Origin of the sequence: Gluconobacter albidus, assembly GCF_002005485.1 — a bacterium.
Lineage (GTDB): Bacteria > Pseudomonadota > Alphaproteobacteria > Acetobacterales > Acetobacteraceae > Gluconobacter > Gluconobacter albidus.
In genome coordinates this window covers 2328751-2348098 of sequence record NZ_CP014689.1, presented here as the reverse complement: position 1 = coordinate 2348098, position 19348 = coordinate 2328751, and the positions used below count along the sequence as shown (strand labels likewise).

The 19348-nt window shown below is 60.8% G+C and carries 19 protein-coding genes, 1 tRNA gene and 1 other RNA gene; 8 read left to right on the top strand and 13 right to left on the bottom strand.

From position 1 onward, the window contains the following. Nucleotides 1–66: 66 nt before the first annotated feature. Nucleotides 67–391, bottom strand: a transfer-messenger RNA (tmRNA) gene (gene ssrA / locus A0U94_RS10705). Nucleotides 392–484: 93 nt separating this feature from the next. Here ssrA and thyX point away from each other — a divergent pair. Then, nucleotides 485–1396 (top strand): FAD-dependent thymidylate synthase, encoded by a 912-nt coding sequence (thyX, locus tag A0U94_RS10700; protein ID WP_077803366.1) that lies wholly within the window; start codon nucleotides 485–487, stop codon nucleotides 1394–1396. Between the two features lie 645 nt (nucleotides 1397–2041). On the opposite strand, the gene A0U94_RS10690 is transcribed toward thyX, so the two are convergent. The 3 genes from A0U94_RS10690 to A0U94_RS10685 form a co-directional block, all read right to left on the bottom strand. Beyond that, nucleotides 2042–2116 (bottom strand) — tRNA-Thr (locus tag A0U94_RS10690). Nucleotides 2117–2207: 91 nt separating this feature from the next. Continuing rightward, the gene (locus tag A0U94_RS15930) at nucleotides 2208–2378 is read right to left on the bottom strand and encodes a hypothetical protein (protein WP_167369379.1); all 171 of its coding nucleotides are present in this window, start codon (nucleotides 2376–2378) and stop codon (nucleotides 2208–2210) included. Next, the gene (locus A0U94_RS10685) at nucleotides 2375–3574 is read right to left on the bottom strand and encodes an Mrp/NBP35 family ATP-binding protein (RefSeq protein ID WP_077803364.1); all 1200 of its coding nucleotides are present in this window, start codon (nucleotides 3572–3574) and stop codon (nucleotides 2375–2377) included. The genes A0U94_RS15930 and A0U94_RS10685 overlap by 4 nt, the downstream gene beginning before the upstream one ends. 125 nt (nucleotides 3575–3699) lie before the next feature. On the opposite strand from A0U94_RS10685, the gene A0U94_RS10680 reads away from it, so the two are divergent. The 3 genes from A0U94_RS10680 (at nucleotide 3700) to A0U94_RS10670 (ending at nucleotide 7960) form a co-directional block, all read left to right on the top strand. Further along, nucleotides 3700–5262 carry a Do family serine endopeptidase gene (locus A0U94_RS10680; protein ID WP_077803363.1) on the top strand — a complete coding sequence of 521 codons (1563 nt, stop codon included), beginning with the start codon at nucleotides 3700–3702 and terminating at the stop codon, nucleotides 5260–5262. 25 nt (nucleotides 5263–5287) lie between these two features. Further along, entirely contained in the window at nucleotides 5288–6355 is a 1068-nt protein-coding gene (locus A0U94_RS10675; RefSeq protein ID WP_077803362.1) for an FUSC family protein, read from the top strand. 147 nt (nucleotides 6356–6502) lie between these two features. Continuing rightward, entirely contained in the window at nucleotides 6503–7960 is a 1458-nt protein-coding gene (locus A0U94_RS10670) for a mannitol dehydrogenase family protein (protein ID WP_077803361.1), read from the top strand. A 68-nt stretch (nucleotides 7961–8028) separates the two neighbouring features. Here the strand turns inward: A0U94_RS10670 and A0U94_RS10665 are convergent, their stop codons facing one another. After that, the gene (locus A0U94_RS10665; RefSeq protein WP_077803360.1) at nucleotides 8029–8181 is read right to left on the bottom strand and encodes a DUF3309 family protein; all 153 of its coding nucleotides are present in this window, start codon (nucleotides 8179–8181) and stop codon (nucleotides 8029–8031) included. Nucleotides 8182–8255: 74 nt separating this feature from the next. Further along, nucleotides 8256–9086 (bottom strand): TerB family tellurite resistance protein, encoded by an 831-nt coding sequence (locus A0U94_RS10660; protein WP_062106825.1) that lies wholly within the window; start codon nucleotides 9084–9086, stop codon nucleotides 8256–8258. Nucleotides 9087–9256: 170 nt separating this feature from the next. On the opposite strand from A0U94_RS10660, the gene A0U94_RS10655 reads away from it, so the two are divergent. Then, complete coding sequence (locus A0U94_RS10655) at nucleotides 9257–9574, top strand: hypothetical protein (RefSeq protein ID WP_231865250.1); 318 nt, start codon at nucleotides 9257–9259, stop codon at nucleotides 9572–9574. Here the strand turns inward: A0U94_RS10655 and A0U94_RS10650 are convergent. Together A0U94_RS10650 and queG are read right to left on the bottom strand one after the other, a co-directional pair. Then, the gene (locus A0U94_RS10650) at nucleotides 9571–9801 is read right to left on the bottom strand and encodes a ribbon-helix-helix domain-containing protein (RefSeq protein WP_062028418.1); all 231 of its coding nucleotides are present in this window, start codon (nucleotides 9799–9801) and stop codon (nucleotides 9571–9573) included. The genes A0U94_RS10655 and A0U94_RS10650 overlap by 4 nt on opposite strands. After that, nucleotides 9798–10856 (bottom strand): tRNA epoxyqueuosine(34) reductase QueG, encoded by a 1059-nt coding sequence (queG, locus tag A0U94_RS10645; protein WP_077803358.1) that lies wholly within the window; start codon nucleotides 10854–10856, stop codon nucleotides 9798–9800. Before queG ends, A0U94_RS10650 begins: the two co-directional genes overlap by 4 nt. Before the next feature lie 158 nt (nucleotides 10857–11014). On the opposite strand from queG, the gene A0U94_RS10640 reads away from it, so the two are divergent. From A0U94_RS10640 to A0U94_RS10630, 3 genes are read left to right on the top strand one after another with little or no spacing between them, the layout of a single operon-like run. Beyond that, entirely contained in the window at nucleotides 11015–12556 is a 1542-nt protein-coding gene (locus tag A0U94_RS10640; protein ID WP_077803357.1) for an adenosine deaminase family protein, read from the top strand. Continuing rightward, nucleotides 12553–13629: a purine nucleoside permease gene (locus A0U94_RS10635; protein ID WP_077803356.1), complete on the top strand. Its 1077-nt coding sequence runs from the start codon at nucleotides 12553–12555 to the stop codon at nucleotides 13627–13629. Before A0U94_RS10640 ends, A0U94_RS10635 begins: the two co-directional genes overlap by 4 nt. 3 nt (nucleotides 13630–13632) lie before the next feature. After that, nucleotides 13633–14523, top strand: a complete 891-nt coding sequence (locus A0U94_RS10630) for a DUF817 domain-containing protein (protein ID WP_149026753.1) — start codon at nucleotides 13633–13635, stop codon at nucleotides 14521–14523. Here A0U94_RS10630 and A0U94_RS10625 read toward each other — a convergent pair. The 5 genes from A0U94_RS10625 to mazG all read right to left on the bottom strand — a co-directional run bounded on the left by A0U94_RS10625 (nucleotide 14496) and on the right by mazG (nucleotide 19205). Further along, a complete protein-coding gene (locus tag A0U94_RS10625) occupies nucleotides 14496–15545 on the bottom strand; it encodes a purine-nucleoside phosphorylase (protein ID WP_077803354.1) in 1050 nt (349 codons plus the stop codon). The two genes, A0U94_RS10630 and A0U94_RS10625, sit on opposite strands and share 28 nt — an antisense overlap. Nucleotides 15546–15676: 131 nt before the next feature. Then, nucleotides 15677–16822 carry a tRNA guanosine(34) transglycosylase Tgt gene (gene tgt, locus A0U94_RS10620; RefSeq protein WP_149026819.1) on the bottom strand — a complete coding sequence of 382 codons (1146 nt, stop codon included), beginning with the start codon at nucleotides 16820–16822 and terminating at the stop codon, nucleotides 15677–15679. Between the two features lie 29 nt (nucleotides 16823–16851). Beyond that, the gene (gene queA, locus A0U94_RS10615) at nucleotides 16852–17895 is read right to left on the bottom strand and encodes a tRNA preQ1(34) S-adenosylmethionine ribosyltransferase-isomerase QueA (RefSeq protein WP_077803352.1); all 1044 of its coding nucleotides are present in this window, start codon (nucleotides 17893–17895) and stop codon (nucleotides 16852–16854) included. An 85-nt stretch (nucleotides 17896–17980) separates the two neighbouring features. Then, on the bottom strand, nucleotides 17981–18244 hold the full coding sequence (locus A0U94_RS10610; protein ID WP_208611635.1) for a hypothetical protein: 264 nt from the start codon (nucleotides 18242–18244) through the stop codon (nucleotides 17981–17983). Nucleotides 18245–18401: 157 nt separating this feature from the next. Further along, nucleotides 18402–19205: a nucleoside triphosphate pyrophosphohydrolase gene (mazG, locus tag A0U94_RS10605; RefSeq protein WP_062028401.1), complete on the bottom strand. Its 804-nt coding sequence runs from the start codon at nucleotides 19203–19205 to the stop codon at nucleotides 18402–18404. Between the last annotated feature and the right edge of the window lie 143 nt (nucleotides 19206–19348).

Genomic DNA, 19348 nt, shown 5'->3' with positions numbered 1-19348 from the left:
AGGGATGCGACAGACCGGCACGGATGGCAAGCCGTCTTTGAGAGGAATGTCGGAGACATGATGAGGTGGGAGGGCTTCTGTTGCCCGGTGCCCTCCCGAACCGCGCTTATCGCTTATGCAGCGACAGCGAGCACCTCTGAGTTATCGTTGGCACTTGTAAGTTTAGCCCGATGACGGTGGTACAATGCCGGGCAAAAGATAAGTCTTTACCGTGCGCGTCGAGCCTGTTTCGTCCCCACAGACCCCTTTTGCGAGGGGTTTTTCATGGTGGAGACGCCGGGCACTGCCCCCGGGTCCACAACACTTATTCCACTTACCGTTTATCGCCATAGCCGGGGACGAACCCCTTGCATTGGTGAACATAGGAGCCCGGCTGTCCTGTCGCAAGGGAAAAGCGGCCACGAAAAAAATTAGACGTCCGGAATCGTGTCAATCCGATTCATTCGGATGACGCGGGACGAAAGCGCATGCTAAAGCCGCCGCCATGGCACTGACATCCGAACAGCGCGCTGAAATCGAAGCGCAGCGCAGCGAACCCCAGCTTACGTCCCGTCCGACCGTGGCGGCGATGGAAAACCTGCTTTTCACGCCTTTCGAGGTGCTGGATCATGGTTTCCTGCGCGTGGTCGATTATATGGGCGACGATGGCGCGGTCGTTCAGGCTGCGCGTGTGTCCTATGGTCGCGGGACGAAGAAGGTGTCCGAAGATGCGGGTCTGATCCGCTATCTGATGCGTCACCGTCATTCGACGCCGTTCGAGATGTGCGAGATCAAATTCCATGTGAAGCTGCCAGTGTTCGTCGCGCGGCAGTGGATTCGTCACCGTATGGCGAGCGTGAACGAGTATTCGGCGCGCTATTCCATTCTGGATCGGGAATTCTACCTTCCGGCGACGGATCAGGTCGCTGCGCAGAGCAGTTCAAACCGGCAGGGACGCAGCGATGCACTGGATGCCGAGACGGCGCACGAGGTTTTGGAAATCCTGCGTCGGGATGCCAGCCAGTGCTACGACGATTATGAGAGCCTGCTGAACCCTGAAGGTACGGGTCTGGCGCGTGAGCTTGCACGGATCAATCTGACCCTGAACACCTACACACAGTGGTACTGGAAGATTGATCTGCACAATCTGATGCATTTCCTCGCCCTGCGCGCCGACCCGCATGCGCAGTACGAGATCCGCGTCTATGCGGAAAAGATGATCGAAATTCTTAAGGCTTGGGTGCCCGCGACGTCTGCGGCATTCGAGGAATATCGCCTTGGCGCCTTTACGCTTTCGGCCGGGATGCTGAAGGTTGTGCGCCGCAGCCTGGCGGGTGAAACCGTCACGCAGGAGAATTCCGGCCTGACCAAGCGGGAATGGTCTGAAATGACGGCGGTTCTGGATGGCCAATCCTGAACCCAGCCCCGGCTTCGCATCTGTCGGAAACGATTCCGCCAAAAGCGATCTTGAACGGCTGATGAGCGAGGCGCGGGAGGCACAGGCTGAAAGCCCTGTGGAAGACGCTCCTGTAAATCCACCTAATCTTCTTGTCTGGGCCGGGATAGCGGGCTCGCTTGTCCTGATATCTGTTGCCATTCATTTTTTCTGGCCCGCTTCATAAAATATTTAGCCCAATAAACGGTAAGTAAAAGCAGATATTCTCTGATTTTTTACTTCATGGGCTGTCATGAGAGATTCAGCGCGAATTCGTGTGAATTTTATCACATTTATCTCAGGGCTTTTTACAAACAGACTTATCCACAGGGTATTGCCATCTGCCTGGAGCGCTCCGATTCGTATTTTTGGGAGCGTAAAATTTTTTAAGATGCTGATTTAATGCGATAATTTTAGAATCAGGTCGCAAGGCCGATCAGGATTTGGCGCCAAGTCTGTCAAGAAGATTATTGGAATACCCACATTTCACCCTCTGTGGGTGCGATACTTGTGCATTACTGGTGCGGGGTGAAAATTCTGATTTTGTGGCAAAAATGCGCAGGTAAACTACGCCCTGAACGGCATTGACCGTCCGCCCGTCGCTGTCGCCATGCTTTTGGAAAAAGCTGGTGCCGGGTGAGGGATTTGAACCCCCGACCTTCGGTTTACAAAACCGCTGCACTACCACTGTGCTAACCCGGCATCGGCAGTGCGGCTTTTTCCATGTCCGGGCCTGTCAGGTCAAGCGCCCGAGAACGATTCTCTGTTCGAGTACCGGATTTTCGTTTGGATTTCAGTGTGGGATGGGGGTGGTCAGGTCTGCGGGCGGTGGCAGATGCTGTGAGTCTTTCGTAAAGCCATAGCCGTCGGAAGAAAGCCCCTGATGCGTGACCGTATGGGAGCAGCCAGCCAGTGTCAGGCCTGCTCCTGTCAGGCAGGCGCCGAGGAGAAGAATACGGATCATGACGGCTCTTTCGTGCTGTGTTCGGAAGACAGGGAACGGGCCACAGCCTGCGCAAGCCTTTTATAGGCCTGAGCCGCTTCGCTGTCGGGTGCGGAAAGGATGATCGGAGTCCCGTCATCGCCACTTGCGCGGATATCGGCGAGCAGCGGGATCTCCGCGAGGAATGGAACGCCCATTTTTTCGGCTTCGGCCTTGGCCCCTCCGTGCCCGAATAGCTCCGTTCGGTGGTTGCAGTTCGGGCAGCAGAAATAGGACATGTTCTCGACGACGCCGAGGATCGGGGTTTCCATCCGCTCGAACATGGCCACGCCGCGTCTTGCGTCCAGCAGCGCGATATCCTGCGGCGTGGAGACGATGACCGCGCCGCCAGTGGCAAGCTTGGGGCCGAGTTTCTGGGCCAGCGTCAGCTGCGCGTCGCCGGTGCCCGGGGGCATGTCGATCACGAGAACGTCGAGTTCGCCCCATTCGACTTCGCCCAGAAACTGCGTCAGCGCGCCCATGACCATCGGACCACGCCAGATCATGGCCTGGTTTTCGTCCACCAGATAGCCGATGGACATGCTCTTCAGGCCCCAGGCTTCGATCGGCAGGATCGTTCCGTCCACGACGTCCGGACGGGTGTTGCGTCCCAGCATCCGGGGGAGGGAGGGGCCATAGATATCCGCATCCAGAAGTCCGGTCTTCAGGCCCTCGCGCGCAAGACCGACCGCAAGGTTGACGGCCGTGGTGGATTTGCCGACGCCTCCTTTGCCCGATGCGACGGCAATAACGGCCTTCACGCCCGGCAGCAGCGTCTCGGGAGCATGTCGGCTCGCGGCGTTGCGGCGTTTGTCGCCCAGATTGAAGGGGCGGTGCCCTCCGCCCTGTGCGGGCGCGTTGGCGGCGGCCGGCGTTGCGGGGCGGTGGGACGTGAAGGACAGGGTGGCGCCCGTGATGCCCGGCAGGCTCGCGATCGCTGCTTCGACACGCGGCCGCAGGGGCTCTACGCGCGATGCGTTGTCCCGTGACGTCGCGAGGGAAACATGCGCATGGCCGTTCTGAACCGAGACGCTCTCAAGGGCTGCGAAAGACAGGACGTTCGAGCCCTGACCGTCCTGCTCGGATTTCAGGATATCTGTGATGCGGGTTTCGGCACTGGGGGTGTCCGTCCCGGGGGAGGCGGGCGGCATGTCGTTGGGGGGCGTGGTGTCAGTCATGCCGGGCTCTCTTCAGGGGAAATCTCATATCGGGAAAGACTGTGACGCTATCATGAATGGGCTGCAAACGCATCCTGAACGGCAGGATGGTGACGAAGGGCCATGTTCTGCGTTAGCGTGGGGGTATGAAAAACCCGTCTGTCCGTCTTTCCGTTTCTGCTCTGGCGCTGTCCCTTTCCGCGGGCTGGGCGCTGGGCGCGGCTCCGGCGCTGGCTCAGGATGCTGCGCCGGTTGCAGGCCAGCCATCTTCCGTACCGACTCCTGCACCACGTTCGGTGCCGTCGAGCTTTGCGGATCTGGCAAACAGGCTCCTGCCGTCGGTCGTGAACGTCTCGACATCCGCTGTGCTCAAGCCTGCGAAGACGGATGACAAGGGGCCCGATTCCAGCGATCCTGACGGCCCGCAGGTGCCCCCGTTCCAGCAGGGCTCACCGCTGGAAAAATTCTTCCATGATTATCTGAGGCATAAGCCCGCCCCGAACCATCCACCCCGCCGTCAGCAGGCTCTGGGTTCGGGCTTCATCATTGATGCGTCCGGAATCATTGTGACGAACAACCACGTGATTGAAGGGGCGGATCAGGTCAGCGTCACGCTTCAGGACGGGACCGAAATGCCGGCGCGGATCGTGGGACGGGACAGTCAGGTCGATCTGGCCGTGCTGGAGGTCAAGCCCAAGCGTCCGCTTCCGACCGTCCCGCTGGGCCGGAGCGACAAAGCGCGGATCGGGGACTGGGTTCTGGCGATCGGCAACCCGTTCGGGCTGAACGGAACCGTGACGGCAGGCATCATTTCCTCGCGCGGACGAAACGTCGAACATGGCCTGTATGACGACTACATCCAGACAGATGCCGCCATCAATCGTGGCAATTCCGGCGGTCCGCTGTTCAATCTGTCCGGTGAGGTCATTGGCATCAACACGCTGATCTATGGCGGCTCGGGGGGTGATTCCATCGGGATCGGTTTTGCCATTCCGGCGGATGATGCGCGGGGGATCATCGACCAGCTTCGGCGCACCGGGCATGTCTCGCGCGGCTGGATGGGGCTGAAATTCCAGGATGTGACGAACGACATCGCCGAGACGCTCGACTTCCGCAAGCCGGACGGCTCCAACGGCAAGGGAACGCTGATTTCTGAAATCGATCCGAAAGGCCCGGCTGCAAAAGCGGGTCTTGAGGTTGGCGACATCATCACCCGCGTCAACGATCAGGACGTGACCGGCCAGACCATGCCGCGCATCATTGCCTCCATTCTGCCGGGGACGCAGGCGCAGTTGACGGTCTGGCACAAGGGTGCCCTCAAAACGCTGCCGATCACGCTCGCGCAGTCCCCCACGCCGCCGGATATGCCGCCATCAGACACGCATCAGCCTGAACACCGGCATGCGGCTCTGGGTGAACTGGGGGTGACGGTCAGTGCGATCGACGCGGACGCACGCACGCAATATGCGCTGTCTGACGATCAGCGCGGCGTTCTCGTCTCGCGGGTCGAGGCGGGCAGCCCCGCCGCCTCGCGCGGGATTGTGGAAGGCAACGTGATTACGCAGGTCGGGCAGGACCAGATCAATACCCCGGACGATTTCGCCAAGGCCGTGCAGGGTCTGCACGAGCGCAAGAAGACGGAAGCCCTGCTGCTGGTGCAGGACGACGACGGGCTGCGCTGGGTTCCGGTGCCCTTTCTGGGGAACTGATTTTCACCTGTACTGAAATTTGAGCATGAATGTTCTGATACGTCTGGGCCTGGCCTGGCTGCCTGCGCCGCCCCGGAACAGCAGCTGGCGCGAAGTCATGCGTCCCGCAATACGCCAGACCATCCGGGTTCTGGTGTCGGTGGTCGTAGCGTGGATCGTCGGATCGCTCATGCATCTGCAGGAAACGATCTGGGCGCTGGTCACGGCCCTGATCGTGACGCAGTCCAGCATCAGCCAGACCATGGCCACGGCCCGCGACCAGATCAGCGGAACGGTGATCGGGGCGCTGGCGGGCGGGTGTGCGGTCGTGCTGGAAATCACGACGGGTCTGCGCTGGGTTCCGTTCTGGATCACGCTGACGCCGCTCGTGTTTCTGACGGCCATTCAGCCGACGCTGCGTTTCGCCTGCATCACGCTGATGATCGTGTATCTGTTTCCCAGTCAGGGCAGCCCGTTCCTGCCGCTGGTCACGCGGCTTCTGGCCATTGTCATGGGCGTTGCGGTGTCGATCGTCGTATCGTTCCTCATTCTGCACAGCAGTGCGCGCAAGCAGGCGTTCCATACGGCCGGGCGTCTGTTACGGCGCATGGACCAGCTTCTCAAAAGCGCGCTCGACCAGAATACGGGATGGACGGCAATCGAGCAGCAGAACGATGACTGTGTGGCCCTGCTGATAGAGCTTGAGGACGCCGTCACCGAAGCGCGGCGCGAGCGGCTGAAGGAACTGGAAAAACGTGATCCGGTTCTGGCAGCGCTGCCACGGCTCATGCGGCGCCTGCTGAATGACACGATGCTGGTCGCGCGGGCCATTGCGACGGGGCGCGCGGCAGGAAATACCGGCCTGATGCCCTTGTACAAAGGGCTGAGCCATGCGCTGCGGGCGCTGGCACATAGTTGTGAAGAACAGCTGCTCGCGAAGAACAGCCGTCATCCGCGACAGGCGCAGGATGAAGAAATTCTTCATCTTCTGCCACGCCTGGAAGAACAGACCCGACCGGAAATGCGCTTTGTGATGGCCCTTTTCCGGGAAGATCTGGAAAGGGCCGTGGGTGTGGTCATGCGCGAAGATGTGAGTGGCATGAAAGGGCTCTGACGCCTCTTTCCCAGGGTCTTTGCGGCGGACGGTTCCGGGGGCTGTTGAAACCGTTATTCGGCTTTTGCGTTGTCCGGGGGCTATGATGGCACATGCCCGGCCTTGTCGGTCCCCGTCAGAGACCGGCCCGAAACCACGGAGAAGTCCATGATTACGCGCGAAACCCTCAAATCTCTTCCCGCCAGTGTCCAGGCGCCCCCTTACGACATTGATGGCGTGAAACCGGGGATCGTGCATTTCGGTGTCGGCAATTTTTTCCGGGCTCATGAAGCGTTCTATGTGGAGCAGATCCTCGAACACGCGCCTGACTGGGCGATCATCGGTGTTGGTCTGACGGGCAGTGACCGCTCGAAGAAAAAGGCCGAGGAATTCAAAAAGCAGGACTGCCTGTATTCCCTGACCGAGACGGCACCTTCCGGCAAAAGCACGGTGCGCGTCATGGGGGCGCTGCGCGATTATCTTCTCGCCCCGGCAGATCCTGAAGCCGTGCTGAAGCATCTGGCCGACCCTGCCATCCGCATCGTGTCCATGACGATCACGGAAGGTGGCTACAACATCAACGAGACAACCGGCGCGTTCGATCTGGAAAATGCGGCGGTGAAGGCCGATCTGCAGAACCCGGAAAAGCCGTCCACCGTCTTCGGTTATGTCGTCGAGGCCCTGCGTCGCCGCCGGGATGCCGGACACAAGGCGTTTACGGTCATGTCCTGCGATAACCTGCGCCATAACGGCAATGTCGCCCGCAAGGCTTTCCTCGGCTATGCGAAAGCGCGCGATCCGGAACTGGCAAAATGGATCGAGGAGAACGCAACCTTCCCGAACGGAATGGTTGATCGCATCACCCCGACCGTTTCAACGGCCATTGCGAAGAAACTGAACACGGCCAGCGGGCTGGACGACGACCTGCCGCTGGTGGCCGAGGATTTCCACCAGTGGGTTCTCGAAGACCAGTTTGCAGATGGCCGTCCGCCGCTTGAAAAAGCGGGTGTGCAGATGGTCGGGGATGTGACGGACTGGGAGCACGTCAAGATCCGGATGCTCAATGCCGGGCATGTCACGCTCTGCTTCCCGGGCATTCTGGTCGGCTATGAGAATGTGGATGACGCCATTGAAGACAGCGAGCTCCTTGGCAATCTGAAGAACTATCTCAACAAGGATGTCATCCCGACACTGAAAGCGCCTTCAGGCATGACGCTCGAAGGTTACCGGGACAGCGTCATCAGCCGTTTCTCCAACAAGGCGATGTCGGACCAGACGCTCCGGATTGCCAGCGATGGCTGTTCCAAGGTTCAGGTGTTCTGGACGGAAACCGTGCGCCGGGCGATCGAAGGCAAGCGGGACCTGTCACGCATTGCGTTCGGAATTGCGTCCTATCTCGAAATGCTGCGTGGGCGGGACGAGAAAGGCGGAACGTATGAATCGTCCGAGCCGACTTATGGTGACGCCGAATGGAAGCTTGCCAAGGCTGACGATTTCGAAAGCTCTCTGAAGCTCCCGGCATTCGACGGGTGGCGCGATCTGGATACGTCCGAACTGGATCAGAAGGTCATCGCGCTGCGGAAGATCATCCGCGAAAAGGGCGTAAAAGCCGCCATCCCGGCCTGAATTCGGCTTTTAGGGTAGGGACTGAAACAGAAAACCGCGCTCTGGAAGGAGCGCGGTTTTTTTTATGCTCAGATCTGTCCCATCAGGACAAGGATCACGACGATGACCACGATCAGGCCAAGTCCGCTGGAGGGGTAGTATCCCCATTTTGAGCTGTACGGCCATGACGGCAGCGCACCGATCAGCAGGAGGATCAGGATTACAAGAAGGATCAGTCCCATGGCACATCTCTCTTGCCGGTTGAGACTGCTTTACGCGCGTTGGTGAATAAAAGTTTCCGCAATATTGCGAAAGATCAAAGCTGCCGGTCGCGCTTGATGCGGTCCCACGCAGCGTTGATGCGGGCGACCTTGTCCTGCGCGCGGCGGCGCTCGGCTTCGGACATGGGTTTCTGTGCTAGAACGTCCGGATGATGTTCGCGGATCAGGGTCCGCCAGCGGACGCGCACTTCGGTATCGGTGGCCGTGCGCGTGATGCCGAGAATGCGATAGGCGTCCGGCTCGTTTGAACTGGCAGCGCGGCTGTTCCCGTTTTCCGCCCGCTCCCACGCCCCCGCGGGGAGGCCGAAGGCCCGGTGCACACGCTGGAGAAAGTCGATTTCTCTGGGATGCAGCTTGCGGTCCGGCCCGGCATCGGCGCGGGCGATGCGGAACAGGGCCGTCATGAGATTTTCAAGCGGCGCCGTGTTGTCGGCATAGGCCGCGCCCATTTCGCGGGCATACATCTCGAAGTCGTCCGTCCGGTCGCGTGCGCGGTCGAACAACATGCCGACTTCCTTGACGTTGTCGGACGGGAACTGGAAGCAGGTCTTGAAAGCGTTGATCTCGTGCCGGTTGACCGGGCCGTCGATCTTGGCAAGTTTCGCACACAGCGCGACAAGTCCGATGGCATAGAGCTGATCCCGCTTGCCCAGCGCCGCCGCGATCTTGGCCGCTCCGAAAAAGGCCGCGCTGTTGGGGTCGGGACGGCCATTTGCAGGAAAACGCTCGCTCCATCCCCCTGTTGAGGGTTTGAGCAGGGAGCCGCTATCGGCGGCATGACCCAGTGCTGCGCCCATCAGCGCTCCAAAAGGACCACCAACCGCGAAGCCCGCGACACCACCGAACATTTTGCCCCAGATAGCCATGACTTCAGCCTAGCACGCCCGTTCGTGGCGGCAAATGACAGATCGTACAGCCGGGCTTGCCAGAAGCTGAAAGCTTTGGCGTGAGGCGTGCTATGAAAGCCGGATGACGAACCCGGCCGCTCTTCATGCTTTGTGGTGTCAGGATTTCAGACTGTTTGACGGATATTTTCATGACTTCTTCGCTGCCCCCTCGTACTGATGATGAGTTGATGGAGCTTTTGATCCGCCGGCTGCCCGAGAAGTTGCAGACCGTGCTGAACTGGCTGCGGGAGCCCTCGCATAAATGGGTGCGGATTCCGGCGGGCGTACTCTTTATGCTGGGCGGCGTCCTGTCGATTCTGCCGGTTCTCGGATTGTGGATGCTGCCGATCGGCGTGATGCTGCTGTCACAGGATATTGCGCTGTTCCGCCGCTTGCAGGGCCGCGTCCTGCGCTGGATCGAGCGCAGCCATCCGGACTGGCTGGGGCTGCAAGCCGATAAAGCCTAGCCGGCGCCGTCGAGGCGCTTTTGCAGATGCATAAGTGCAGCAACCCGAAGCGCGGAAGCCAGCGGACGTTCGGGCGGTCGCGTTGCATCCAGCGCGGCGACGAGTGAGGCAAAACTCTGCTGTCGGGTTGTGGCGATCATGTCCAGAACCGTCCAGAATTCTGGCTCGAGCGCCACGGACGTCCGATGTCCGGACAGGGACAGACTGCGTTTGACGAGATCGCTCATGCCGGATGGTCCTCAAGACAGGTGATGGCCCAGTGCGCCGTCTCGGCAACATCCGGGTCCGGGTCTGCCAGCAGGTCCCGCGCCGCGGGGAGGAGCGACGGATCGGCTGAGTTTCCAATGGCGATCAGCACGTTGCGTACAAATCTGTTGCGCCCGATCCGCTTGATGGGCGAGCCGGAAAAGAATGTCCGGAAGGTCGCATCATCCAGCCGGACCAGTTCGTCGAGCTTTGGGGCGACAAGTTCAGGACGCGCCTGAAGTTTGATATGCCGCGCGCTCTCGGCAAAGCGGTTCCACGGACAGACGGACAGGCAGTCGTCGCACCCATAGATGTGGTTGCCGATCTTCGCGCGCAGTTCGTGCGGGATCGGGCCTTTGTGCTCGATCGTCAGATACGAGATGCAGCGGCGCGCATCCATCCGGTAGGGGGCCGTAAACGCATCGGTCGGGCAGGCGGTCAGGCAGCGCGTGCAGGAGCCGCAGCTTCCACCTTTGGGTTCGGAGGGCGCGAGTTCCAGCGTGGTGTAAATCTCGCCCAGAAGCAGCCAGGACCCGTGCTCCCGCGAGACGAGGCAGGTGTGCTTTCCCGTCCAGCCAAGCTGCGCTTTCTCCGCCAGCGCGCGCTCTGAAACCGGTGCGGTATCGACGAACACCTTCACCTGCGTCTCCGGTCCGCCCAGTTTGACGACATACTGCGCCAGATGCTTGAGCATGCCCTTGATGACGTCATGATAGTCGCGGTTACGGGCATAGACGGAAATATTGCCGCATTCGGGATCGGTCGTCGGGCCTTGTGCCGGAGCATAGGACAGGCCCAGCGAAATCACGCTCCGCACTTCGGGCCACAGCGCCTGGGGATGGGCGCGTTCTTCGATGCGCGTCTCCATCCACTCCATCGTGCCATGATGGCCTTGTGCGACGAATTCCCGCAGCCCTTGAGCCACTTCCGGTCCAAGTTCAGCCTTGCAGAACCCGACCGCATCAAACCCGAGATGGCGCGCATGGTCCGCAATCCGGGTTTCAAGCCCTGTGTTAGGTGTTGGAAAATCAGGCATGAAAAGGGATTGGTCTCACCGGTGAACGGACCTCCATTATGTCATCAGGCGCGCAAGCGGACCAGCTTTTCCGATGTTCGGAAGGCCCGTTTCAGACAGGGTTTGTCACGATCTGAAAATGGCTTGCCACGCCGGGGGCGGGGCGGCATCGTTGGGCCATGCGACACCCCTTCCTATCCGTTCTGCCTGCCGTTTGTCTGGGCATGACTTCCGCTTTGGCGATGATCCAGGTCGCACACGCCACCCCGTCTTCCGCAGCACAGGTTTATGACCATGTCCGGAATGATCCGGTCCGGCTGAACATGTTCCTTCGCGCCTTTCCCAAAGGCGCGGATCTGCACAACCATCTGGCCGGCGCGATCTATGCCGAAAGCATGCTGGACTGGGCGGCACGCGATCATCTGTGCGTGTCCCTGACGGAAAAGCGCATTCTCGATCATGCCTGCACCCATCCGGGAGATGGCGAGTTCCCGGCTGCCGATCTGTCGCACCATGCGGGATCGGAAAACGCGCTGATTGATGCGCTATCCATGCGCGATTTCGTCCCGTCGCCGGGCGATGCTTCCGGGCACGACCATTTCTTCGCAACTTTTTCCCGCTTTGGCGCCATTGCCGACGCGCATGAGGGCGAAATGCTGGCCGAAGCCCGCGACCGTGCCGCACGCGATCATGTGACGTATCTGGAACTGATGATCTCCCCCGGTGTCGGCGCCATGATCGGGACGGGTTTTCATCATCCGTTGCAGGGTGACGACCTCGCTTCCGCGCATCAGGCGCTCCTGCCGGAAATTCCGGCGCTGGTGCAGAAAGCGCGCACCGAAACGGACCGGATGGAAGCGCAGGCGCGGGACGTGCTGAAATGTGGAACACCGCAGGCCCATCCGGGCTGCGCGGTCACGGTGCGCTATCTGTTCCAAACCCTGCGGACTTTCCCGTCCCAGGCCGTTTATGCACAGCTTGATGCCGGATATGCGACCGTGAAAGCCGACCCGCGCTTCGTCGGGCTGAATATCGTGGCGCCCGAAGACGACCCAACCGCGATGCGCGACTACGACCTGCACATGCGGATGTTCCATTTTCTGAATGGCGTGTATCCGGGCGTGAAACTCAGCCTGCATGCGGGGGAACTCACGACGGGCCTCGTCCCCACGGAGGGTTTGCGCCATCACATTCGTGCAGCCGTCGATGTGGCAGGTGCCAGTCGCATCGGACATGGCGTGGATGTGGCGCTTGAGGACGACCCTGAAACGCTTCTGGCTGAGATGGCGCAGCGTCATGTGATGGTGGAAATCAACCTGACCAGCAATGACGAGATCCTTGGCGTCAAAGGCGCGGCCCATCCGTTTTTGCTGTATCGCAGGGCCAGGGTGCCGATGGCGCTGTCTACGGATGATGAGGGCGTTTCGCGCGGGGATCTGACACAGGAATATGTCCGTGCGGCCCAGACCTATGATCTGTCCTATGCCGATCTGAAAACGCTGTCCCGCGCCGGGCTGGACTATGCATTCGTGCCGGGCGAAAGCCTGTGGTCCGATCATCAGCCGGGACAGTTTGTTCCGGCCTGCCGGACGTTTCCCGTCCCATCCGCGTCCTGCACGGCGTTTTTGAAATCCAGCGAGAAAGCCCGTCTGCAATGGGCACTTGAAGAGCGGTTCGGTCGGTTCGAAACCGTTGCCACACATGAGGGTCTTTACCAGTGAAATCTGTCTCAACCGTTTTCGGGGCCGCGCTCCTGTCCCTTGGTGTTTTTGGTGTGGCCTCGGCTCATGCTCCGATCCCTGTTCGCGTCGTCGTCGTCACGACTTTCGAGATCGGCAAGGACACAGGGGATACAGCGGGCGAGTACCAGAACTGGATCGAAAAACTGCCCCTGCAGCAGACGATCCCGGCCCCCGGTACCGATCATGATGTCATGCACTACAATCCGGAGCTGCATGTTCTGGGCATCGCAAGCGGCGAGGGGCCAGAGCATATGGCCTCGGCCATTACGGCCCTCGTGCTCGATCCGCGGTTCGATCTGCGCCATGCCTATTTCGTGCTGGCCGGGATTGGCGGGATTGATCCGAATTTCGGTACGATCGGCTCGGCCGTCTGGGCACCGCGCGTTATCAATGGCGGTCTGTCCCATCTGGTGGACCCACGCGAAATTCCCGCCTCCTGGCCGGACGGGTTTACGCCTGTGCAGGGCAGCACCCCGGATGAAAAGCCACGCCCCGCGCTGCATTCCGGCATGGGAGACATGGAATACACGCTCGATCCGGCCCTTGTGCAGTGGGCCTATGGGCTGACGAAAGACATCACGCTCCCCGATAATGACGGTTTGAAGGCCTCGCGTCTGCGTTACATCGGCTTTGCTTCCGCCCAGAAGCCCCCTTCCGTGCAGCTTGGCGACACGATTTCAGGCGAGACGTTCTGGGTCGGCGCGAAAATGAACCAGTGGGCCGAACGCTGGGTGAAATACTGGACGGATGGACAGGGCGTGATGGCCACGACGGCGGAAGAAGACGTCGCGTTCTGTCAGGCTCTGGCGCTTCAGGGCAAGGCCGGGCGTGTTGATCCGAAGCGCGCGCTGATCCTGCGCACGGCCAGCAATTTCGACATGCCGCCGCCGGGGCAGAGTGCGGCGCAGCTTCTGTCGGACGAAGCGCATGAGACGGGTTTTTCGGGTTTTCAGGCTTCGGTCGATGCGGCCTATACGGTGGGCAGCGTCGTCGTGAAGGAACTGGCGACGCACTGGGACCGGTACGGCAAGGCCCTGCCGTCGGCGCAATGAACCATGTCTGACCAGCCCCCTCTCCAGACCGGTCTTCTTGAACGACGGATGGGGGACTGGGCGCGGCACTGGCTGCCGCCTGTCCTGCGGGACGCCATCCTGTTTGTGCTCAAGCAGGGCTGGGCCGCGCTGTTTGGCGGTCTGCTGCTAGGGGCCGCCCTGCTCACGCGCGTTCTCTGGCAGCCCGGATGGCCGGTGCACCGCTATGATGCGCTGTTCGTATTCGCCATCTTGATCCAGCTTCTTTTCCTTGCCCTGAAGCTGGAAACCTGGACGGAAGCGCGCGTCATCGTGCTGTTCCATCTGACGGGAACGGCCATGGAGTGGTTCAAGGTCCGCGTGGGCGCCTGGGGCTATCCCGAACCCTGTTTTTTCCGCGTGATGGATGTGCCGCTGTTTTCAGGCTTCATGTATGCCAGCGTCGGCAGCTACATGGCGCGCGCCATCCGTATTTTCGACATGCGCTTCATCCCCTATCCACCATTCTGGCAGACATTCGGCCTGGCGCTGCTGATTTACGTCAATTTCTTCTCGCATCATTTCATTCCAGACCTTCGATATGCGCTCTTTATGGGCACGCTCGCGGTTTATGGTCGCACCATGATCCACTTCCGGATCACGCAGCGCGATTGGTGGATGCCACTGCCTCTGGCCGCATTCCTGTCGAGTGTTGCGCTCTGGATTGCCGAAAATGTCTGCACGACGAGCGGCATCTGGCGTTATGCGGGGCAGCACGGGCACCAGATGGTCAGTTTTAGCAAAATGGGATCGTGGTACCTGCTGCTTTACGTCGCCTTCATGACCGTCACGCTGCTGGATCGGGACAGGTTTTATCCGACGGCAAAAGGCCGGTCTGCGAACTCCGGTCAGCGTGTCGGAATATGGTCGCGATAGCGGGCCCAGTGCGTGACCAGTTCACGCACGACCGGCTCTCCCGCGCGTTCGTTGTTGTCATAGGCGACGGCCTGCCCCGGTCCTTCGTCTCCCATGGACGCCGTGACCGAAACGCCAGGCGGTGGCATATCGAAATTGCTGCCTGAGCGCAGGACCATGATCCGCTCCGGATCAACATAGCCCAGCCGCGCCAGCATCCGCGTGTCATACTGGTAATGCTGGCTTTCCTCATTGGTCATGACGAAATGTCCCTGACCTTTCGTCCACATCGTGACCCAGTTTTCGGCCCAGCGGTTGCGTTCCGCGCCATGCCAGTAGCGTTCGGTACCCAGCGTCTCGCCCATCAGCACCATCGGCGGCTTCTGCGCCTGCGGATAGCCGCGCCATGCCTTGCGGCGTTCGGCAATCACCGGATCATCCGCGAGTTTTACATTCTGGCTCAGGGCAAACGCCCAGCGCGCCAGACCACGATTGAGCGGATAGGCCTTGGTCAACTGCGCCACATCCGTCACTGAGCCATAATGGTTCGGGTTGTCGGGCAGGGTGTCCGGACGGCTCGCACCAATCGCGTAAAGTCCGTAAGGCCAGCCTTTCGGGATAGTGCGGTCGTCGATTTCGCGCAGGGCGTCCGCATCCACAACCCATTGTGCCCAGGCCACGCTTCCCACCGATGCCATGTTCGGATTAACGCCGGAAATGCCGGTGAATAGCCAGTAGGTATGGTGCAGGTCAAAGTGTGGATCGAGCGCCAATGCGTGCAGATCCATATCGCCATGTCGCAGGACGATGCCGTACACGCCCTCCTTATTGCGGCGGAGCTGGTCCGGGACGCCGCGGATGGGGACGGTTTCGTCCAGATGCAGACGTTCTACCCAGTCCTGATACTCGCCGGGCGCGTCCCCGGTATCGTGCCCGACTTCGAAATTGGCCACGACCAGAACGCGGATTTCTTCCGGTGCGGCGCAGGCCGTTCCCGTTGCGAGAGCGGTGCTCAGAACCAGAGCGGAGACGACATGGCGCATGGATGGGTCTTTCTGAGGTGATGCAGGGCTCTGCCCTGCACCCGGAAGGGGTCGAGACCCTTTCACCCCGCTTTATGAATCGGGATCAAAGGGACTGCGTCCCTCTGTGGGGTCTGGGGCAAAGCCCCAGCTTACAGGGCCAGATCCGGCATCGGCCATTCGTCTTCGGTCCAGTCGCCCTTGGCCCAGTCTTCGCGCAGCTTCACAGCCAAAACGTCGAGCGTGCCGTCCACGATCGCGGCGCGGATCTGGCGCATCAGGCGCTGGTAATAGGCCAGGTTGTGCCATGTCAGCAGCATCGGGCCGAGCATTTCGTTGGCGCGGAACAGATGATGCAGGTATGCGCGGCTGTAACGCCCGGCGATGGGTGTATCATCATGGGGCGTCAGCGTGCGGGTGTCTTCGGCGAAACGGGCGTTGCGCAGATTGATGGGGCCGCGCTCCGTATAGGCGCGGGCGGTGCGACCCGCGCGTGAGGGCATCACGCAGTCGAACATGTCCACGCCGCGCATGACCGCGCCCAGCAGATCGTCCGGCGTGCCGACACCCATCAGATACCGCGCCTTGTCCTGCGGCAGCATCGGCGTGGTGAAGTCCAGCGTCGAGAACATCAGTTCCTGACCTTCGCCCACGGCCAGACCACCGATCGCATAGCCTTCAAAGCCGATCTCGGTCAGGGCCTTGATGGAATATTCGCGTAAGTCCCGCTCGGTTCCGCCCTGTACGATGCCGAACTGGCCATATCCTTCACGCGCGACAAACGCCTCGCGGGAACGGGCGGCCCAGCGCATGGACATTTCCATGGATTTCCGCAGCACTTCCGGCGTGGCAGGCAGGGCCGGGCACTCATCGAACGCCATGGTGATGGTCGCATCGAGCTTGAACTGGATGTCGGTCGAGATCTCCGGTGTCAGGCGGTGCTTGCTGCCGTCGATATGCGAGCGGAACGTCACGCCGTCTTCGTCAAGCTTGCGCAGCGCGCCGAGCGACATGACCTGAAATCCGCCGGAATCGGTCAGGATCGGGCCGGGCCAGTCCATCATTCTGTGCAGGCCGCCCAGCTTCTGCACACGGTCCGCCGTGGGGCGTAGCATGAGATGATAGGTATTACCCAGAACGATGCCCGCCCCTGTGGAGCGCACGGCGTCCATCGTCATGCCCTTGACCGTGCCCACCGTGCCGACCGGCATGAAGGTTGGGGTTGGGACCGTACCGTGGCGGGTGTGCAGATGGCCCGCGCGCGCCATGCCGCAGCTCGCTTCAGGCACCCAGGTCATTTTGGTGGCATGATCGGTTTGATGATTGCTCATGGCGCGCGCTCCAGCAGGCAGGCATCGCCATACGAATAGAACCGCAATCCGTTGGCGATGGCGTAGGCATAAGCCTCACGCATGGTCTCGGTGCCGCTGAACGCGCAAACAAGCATGAACAGCGTCGAACGCGGCAGATGGAAGTTCGTCATCAGGACGTCCACTGCCTTGAAGCGGTATCCGGGCTTGATGAAAATGGAGGTCTCGCCACGCCAGGGGGCCACGGTGCCGTCATCGCGGGCTGCGCTTTCCAGCAGGCGCAGGGACGTGGTGCCGACGGCAATAACCCGGCCGCCACGCGCACGGGTTTCGTTGATGGCGGCTGCGGTGTCGGCGTCGATCTCGCCCCACTCTGCATGCATTTTGTGCTCGGCGATGGTGGAGCGGACGGGCAGGAATGTGCCCGCGCCGACATGCAGCGTCAGGGTCCGGCGCTGGATGCCTTTTGCGTCCAGTGCTGCGAGCACTTCAGGCGTGAAATGCAGGCCCGCCGTCGGCGCTGCGACCGCACCGCGATACTGCGAGAAAATAGTGCGATAATCCGTATCGTCCTGTTTCGTCGGGCCGAAAGGGCGCTCGATATAAGGAGGCAGGGCCAGCGCTCCGACCCGTTCGAGAAACGCATCGAAATCGTCTCCTTCGACTGAGAAGCGGATGCTGACCGCGCCGTCGCCTTCGTTTTCGACAACGGTGGCCGTGACGGGATCGTCTCCGAAATGCAGGATATCCTGCGGTTTCAGCTTGCGGGAATTGCGTGCCAGGGCGTGCCAGCTTCCGTCCGCAAGAATACGGTCGAGCGTCAGGCCGATTTTTGCCTCGCCACGCGTGGCGGCAAGCTGGGCGCGGATAACGGCCGTATTGTTGGCAATCAGCAGATCTCCTTCACGCAGGAAATCCGGTAATTCGCGAATCACATGCGGATCAGGTGCCAGGCCGGGCCGGACATGCAGCAGCGTTGCGCTGTCACGCGGGCGTGCAGGTTCCGTCGCGATGTGATCGCGGGGGAGTTCGAAATCGAAGGGGGCGAGATCGTCCGTCATGGGAACGTTCTCTAGCAGGTTCGGCCCGCATGAAAACGTCAGACCCGCGGGCCTGACGTATCTTTTTGTGTAGCAGGTGTACGTTTCAGGCCGAAACGCTGAGCAGATGGCTCGTATCGCTGCTGGAGCCGGAGTTCGAAGATTCGCCGGAAGTCGTCTCGGAAATGATGTTTCCCTGGGCGTCCTCGACGATGGTCGTCGTGGAGCCGTCGGCATTCAGTTTGGTTGTCGTGGTTTCCTGCGTGGAGGAACTGCTGCTGGACGATGAGGACGCGCTGGAAGACGACGCGCTGCTCGCGCTGTAAAGGCTGCTCATGGCCGAAGAGCCGATGGAAGAAATGCCTGTCATAATGAAAAGACTCCGTTGGAAAAAAACGAAGACCAGTTTCGGATCAGAAGGTTAAGAAAGGATAAGGACTCCTGTAACCGAGTGATACGGAGTGTATTCGGTTACGGTATTCGCGGCAGTTTCATTCGCAACGAAGGTATGATCTGTAATCAAGATGTCATTTCATGCCGGGAAGTGTCTTCGCTTCCTGCCAGAGTGCTTCCATGGTCGGCAGGTCCTGCTCGGCCATGGTTTGCCCCTTGCGCGCGAGCATTTCTTCCATCGCTTCAAAGCGACGGGTGAATTTGGCATTGCTCCGGCGCAGGGCCGCTTCGGGGTCGATATCCAGTTTGCGGGCCAGACTTGCCACGGTGAACAGGACGTCGCCCAGTTCGTCCTCGATGCGGTCCCGGTCTCCGCCGAGTTCGGCTTTCAGTTCGTCGATCTCTTCATGAACCTTGTCGAGAATGCCAGTGGGGGCGTCCCAGTCGAACCCCACGCGGGCGGCGCGGCGGCTCAGTTTCGCGGCGCGCATCAGGGCGGGGAGGGGGAGGGCAACACCGGCCAGCGCGCCGTATTCGGCCTTGCGCTGACGCTCGGCGTCTTTTTCCCGCTCCCAGGAATCGTCATCCAGAGCCGCATCGCCGAAAACATGCGGGTGACGGCGCACCAGCTTGTCGGCGATCAGTCCTGCCACGGTCTCGAAATCGAAGTGACCAGCTTCCTGCGCCATCTGGGCCTGAAAGACGACCTGAAGCAGCAGGTCCCCCAGTTCGTCGGGAATGGCCTCGCGGTCGTCACGGGCGATGGCGTCCATGACTTCATAGGCTTCCTCGATCGCGAAAGGGGCGATGGTGGCCGGCGTCTGTTCCACGTCCCAGGGGCAGCCGCCTTGCGGGTCGCGCAGGCGCTTCATGACGTCCAGCAGGCGGTCGATCTGCCGCGGGGACGGCTGGGAGGACGGCCGGTTGGACTGGGGCATGGGAAGATCCTACTGTTATCGTGCTCAGAGGTTCATAGCCGTGCGGCCGGGTGGATGAAAGCACCGGATGCGCCCTGCGCGTGACAGCCTGACATTCCCGACGTAAAACGTCTTCCGGAACGGATTTGCAGACGGGGTTGCTG

What these genes read in the sequence shown, in the direction of transcription:
- thyX (WP_077803366.1), top strand. Translation starts at nt 485, where the DNA reads ATGGCACTGACATCCGAACAGCGCGCTGAAATCGAAGCGCAGCGCAGC.
- A0U94_RS15930 (WP_167369379.1), bottom strand. Translation starts at nt 2,378, where the DNA reads ATGATCCGTATTCTTCTCCTCGGCGCCTGCCTGACAGGAGCAGGCCTG.
- A0U94_RS10685 (WP_077803364.1), bottom strand. Translation starts at nt 3,574, where the DNA reads ATGACTGACACCACGCCCCCCAACGACATGCCGCCCGCCTCCCCCGGG.
- A0U94_RS10680 (WP_077803363.1), top strand. Translation starts at nt 3,700, where the DNA reads ATGAAAAACCCGTCTGTCCGTCTTTCCGTTTCTGCTCTGGCGCTGTCC.
- A0U94_RS10675 (WP_077803362.1), top strand. Translation starts at nt 5,288, where the DNA reads ATGAATGTTCTGATACGTCTGGGCCTGGCCTGGCTGCCTGCGCCGCCC.
- A0U94_RS10670 (WP_077803361.1), top strand. Translation starts at nt 6,503, where the DNA reads ATGATTACGCGCGAAACCCTCAAATCTCTTCCCGCCAGTGTCCAGGCG.
- A0U94_RS10665 (WP_077803360.1), bottom strand. Translation starts at nt 8,181, where the DNA reads ATGGGACTGATCCTTCTTGTAATCCTGATCCTCCTGCTGATCGGTGCG.
- A0U94_RS10660 (WP_062106825.1), bottom strand. Translation starts at nt 9,086, where the DNA reads ATGGCTATCTGGGGCAAAATGTTCGGTGGTGTCGCGGGCTTCGCGGTT.
- A0U94_RS10655 (WP_231865250.1), top strand. Translation starts at nt 9,257, where the DNA reads ATGACTTCTTCGCTGCCCCCTCGTACTGATGATGAGTTGATGGAGCTT.
- A0U94_RS10650 (WP_062028418.1), bottom strand. Translation starts at nt 9,801, where the DNA reads ATGAGCGATCTCGTCAAACGCAGTCTGTCCCTGTCCGGACATCGGACG.
- queG (WP_077803358.1), bottom strand. Translation starts at nt 10,856, where the DNA reads ATGCCTGATTTTCCAACACCTAACACAGGGCTTGAAACCCGGATTGCG.
- A0U94_RS10640 (WP_077803357.1), top strand. Translation starts at nt 11,015, where the DNA reads ATGCGACACCCCTTCCTATCCGTTCTGCCTGCCGTTTGTCTGGGCATG.
- A0U94_RS10630 (WP_149026753.1), top strand. Translation starts at nt 13,633, where the DNA reads ATGTCTGACCAGCCCCCTCTCCAGACCGGTCTTCTTGAACGACGGATG.
- A0U94_RS10625 (WP_077803354.1), bottom strand. Translation starts at nt 15,545, where the DNA reads ATGCGCCATGTCGTCTCCGCTCTGGTTCTGAGCACCGCTCTCGCAACG.
- tgt (WP_149026819.1), bottom strand. Translation starts at nt 16,822, where the DNA reads ATGACCTGGGTGCCTGAAGCGAGCTGCGGCATGGCGCGCGCGGGCCAT.
- queA (WP_077803352.1), bottom strand. Translation starts at nt 17,895, where the DNA reads ATGACGGACGATCTCGCCCCCTTCGATTTCGAACTCCCCCGCGATCAC.
- A0U94_RS10610 (WP_208611635.1), bottom strand. Translation starts at nt 18,244, where the DNA reads ATGACAGGCATTTCTTCCATCGGCTCTTCGGCCATGAGCAGCCTTTAC.
- mazG (WP_062028401.1), bottom strand. Translation starts at nt 19,205, where the DNA reads ATGCCCCAGTCCAACCGGCCGTCCTCCCAGCCGTCCCCGCGGCAGATC.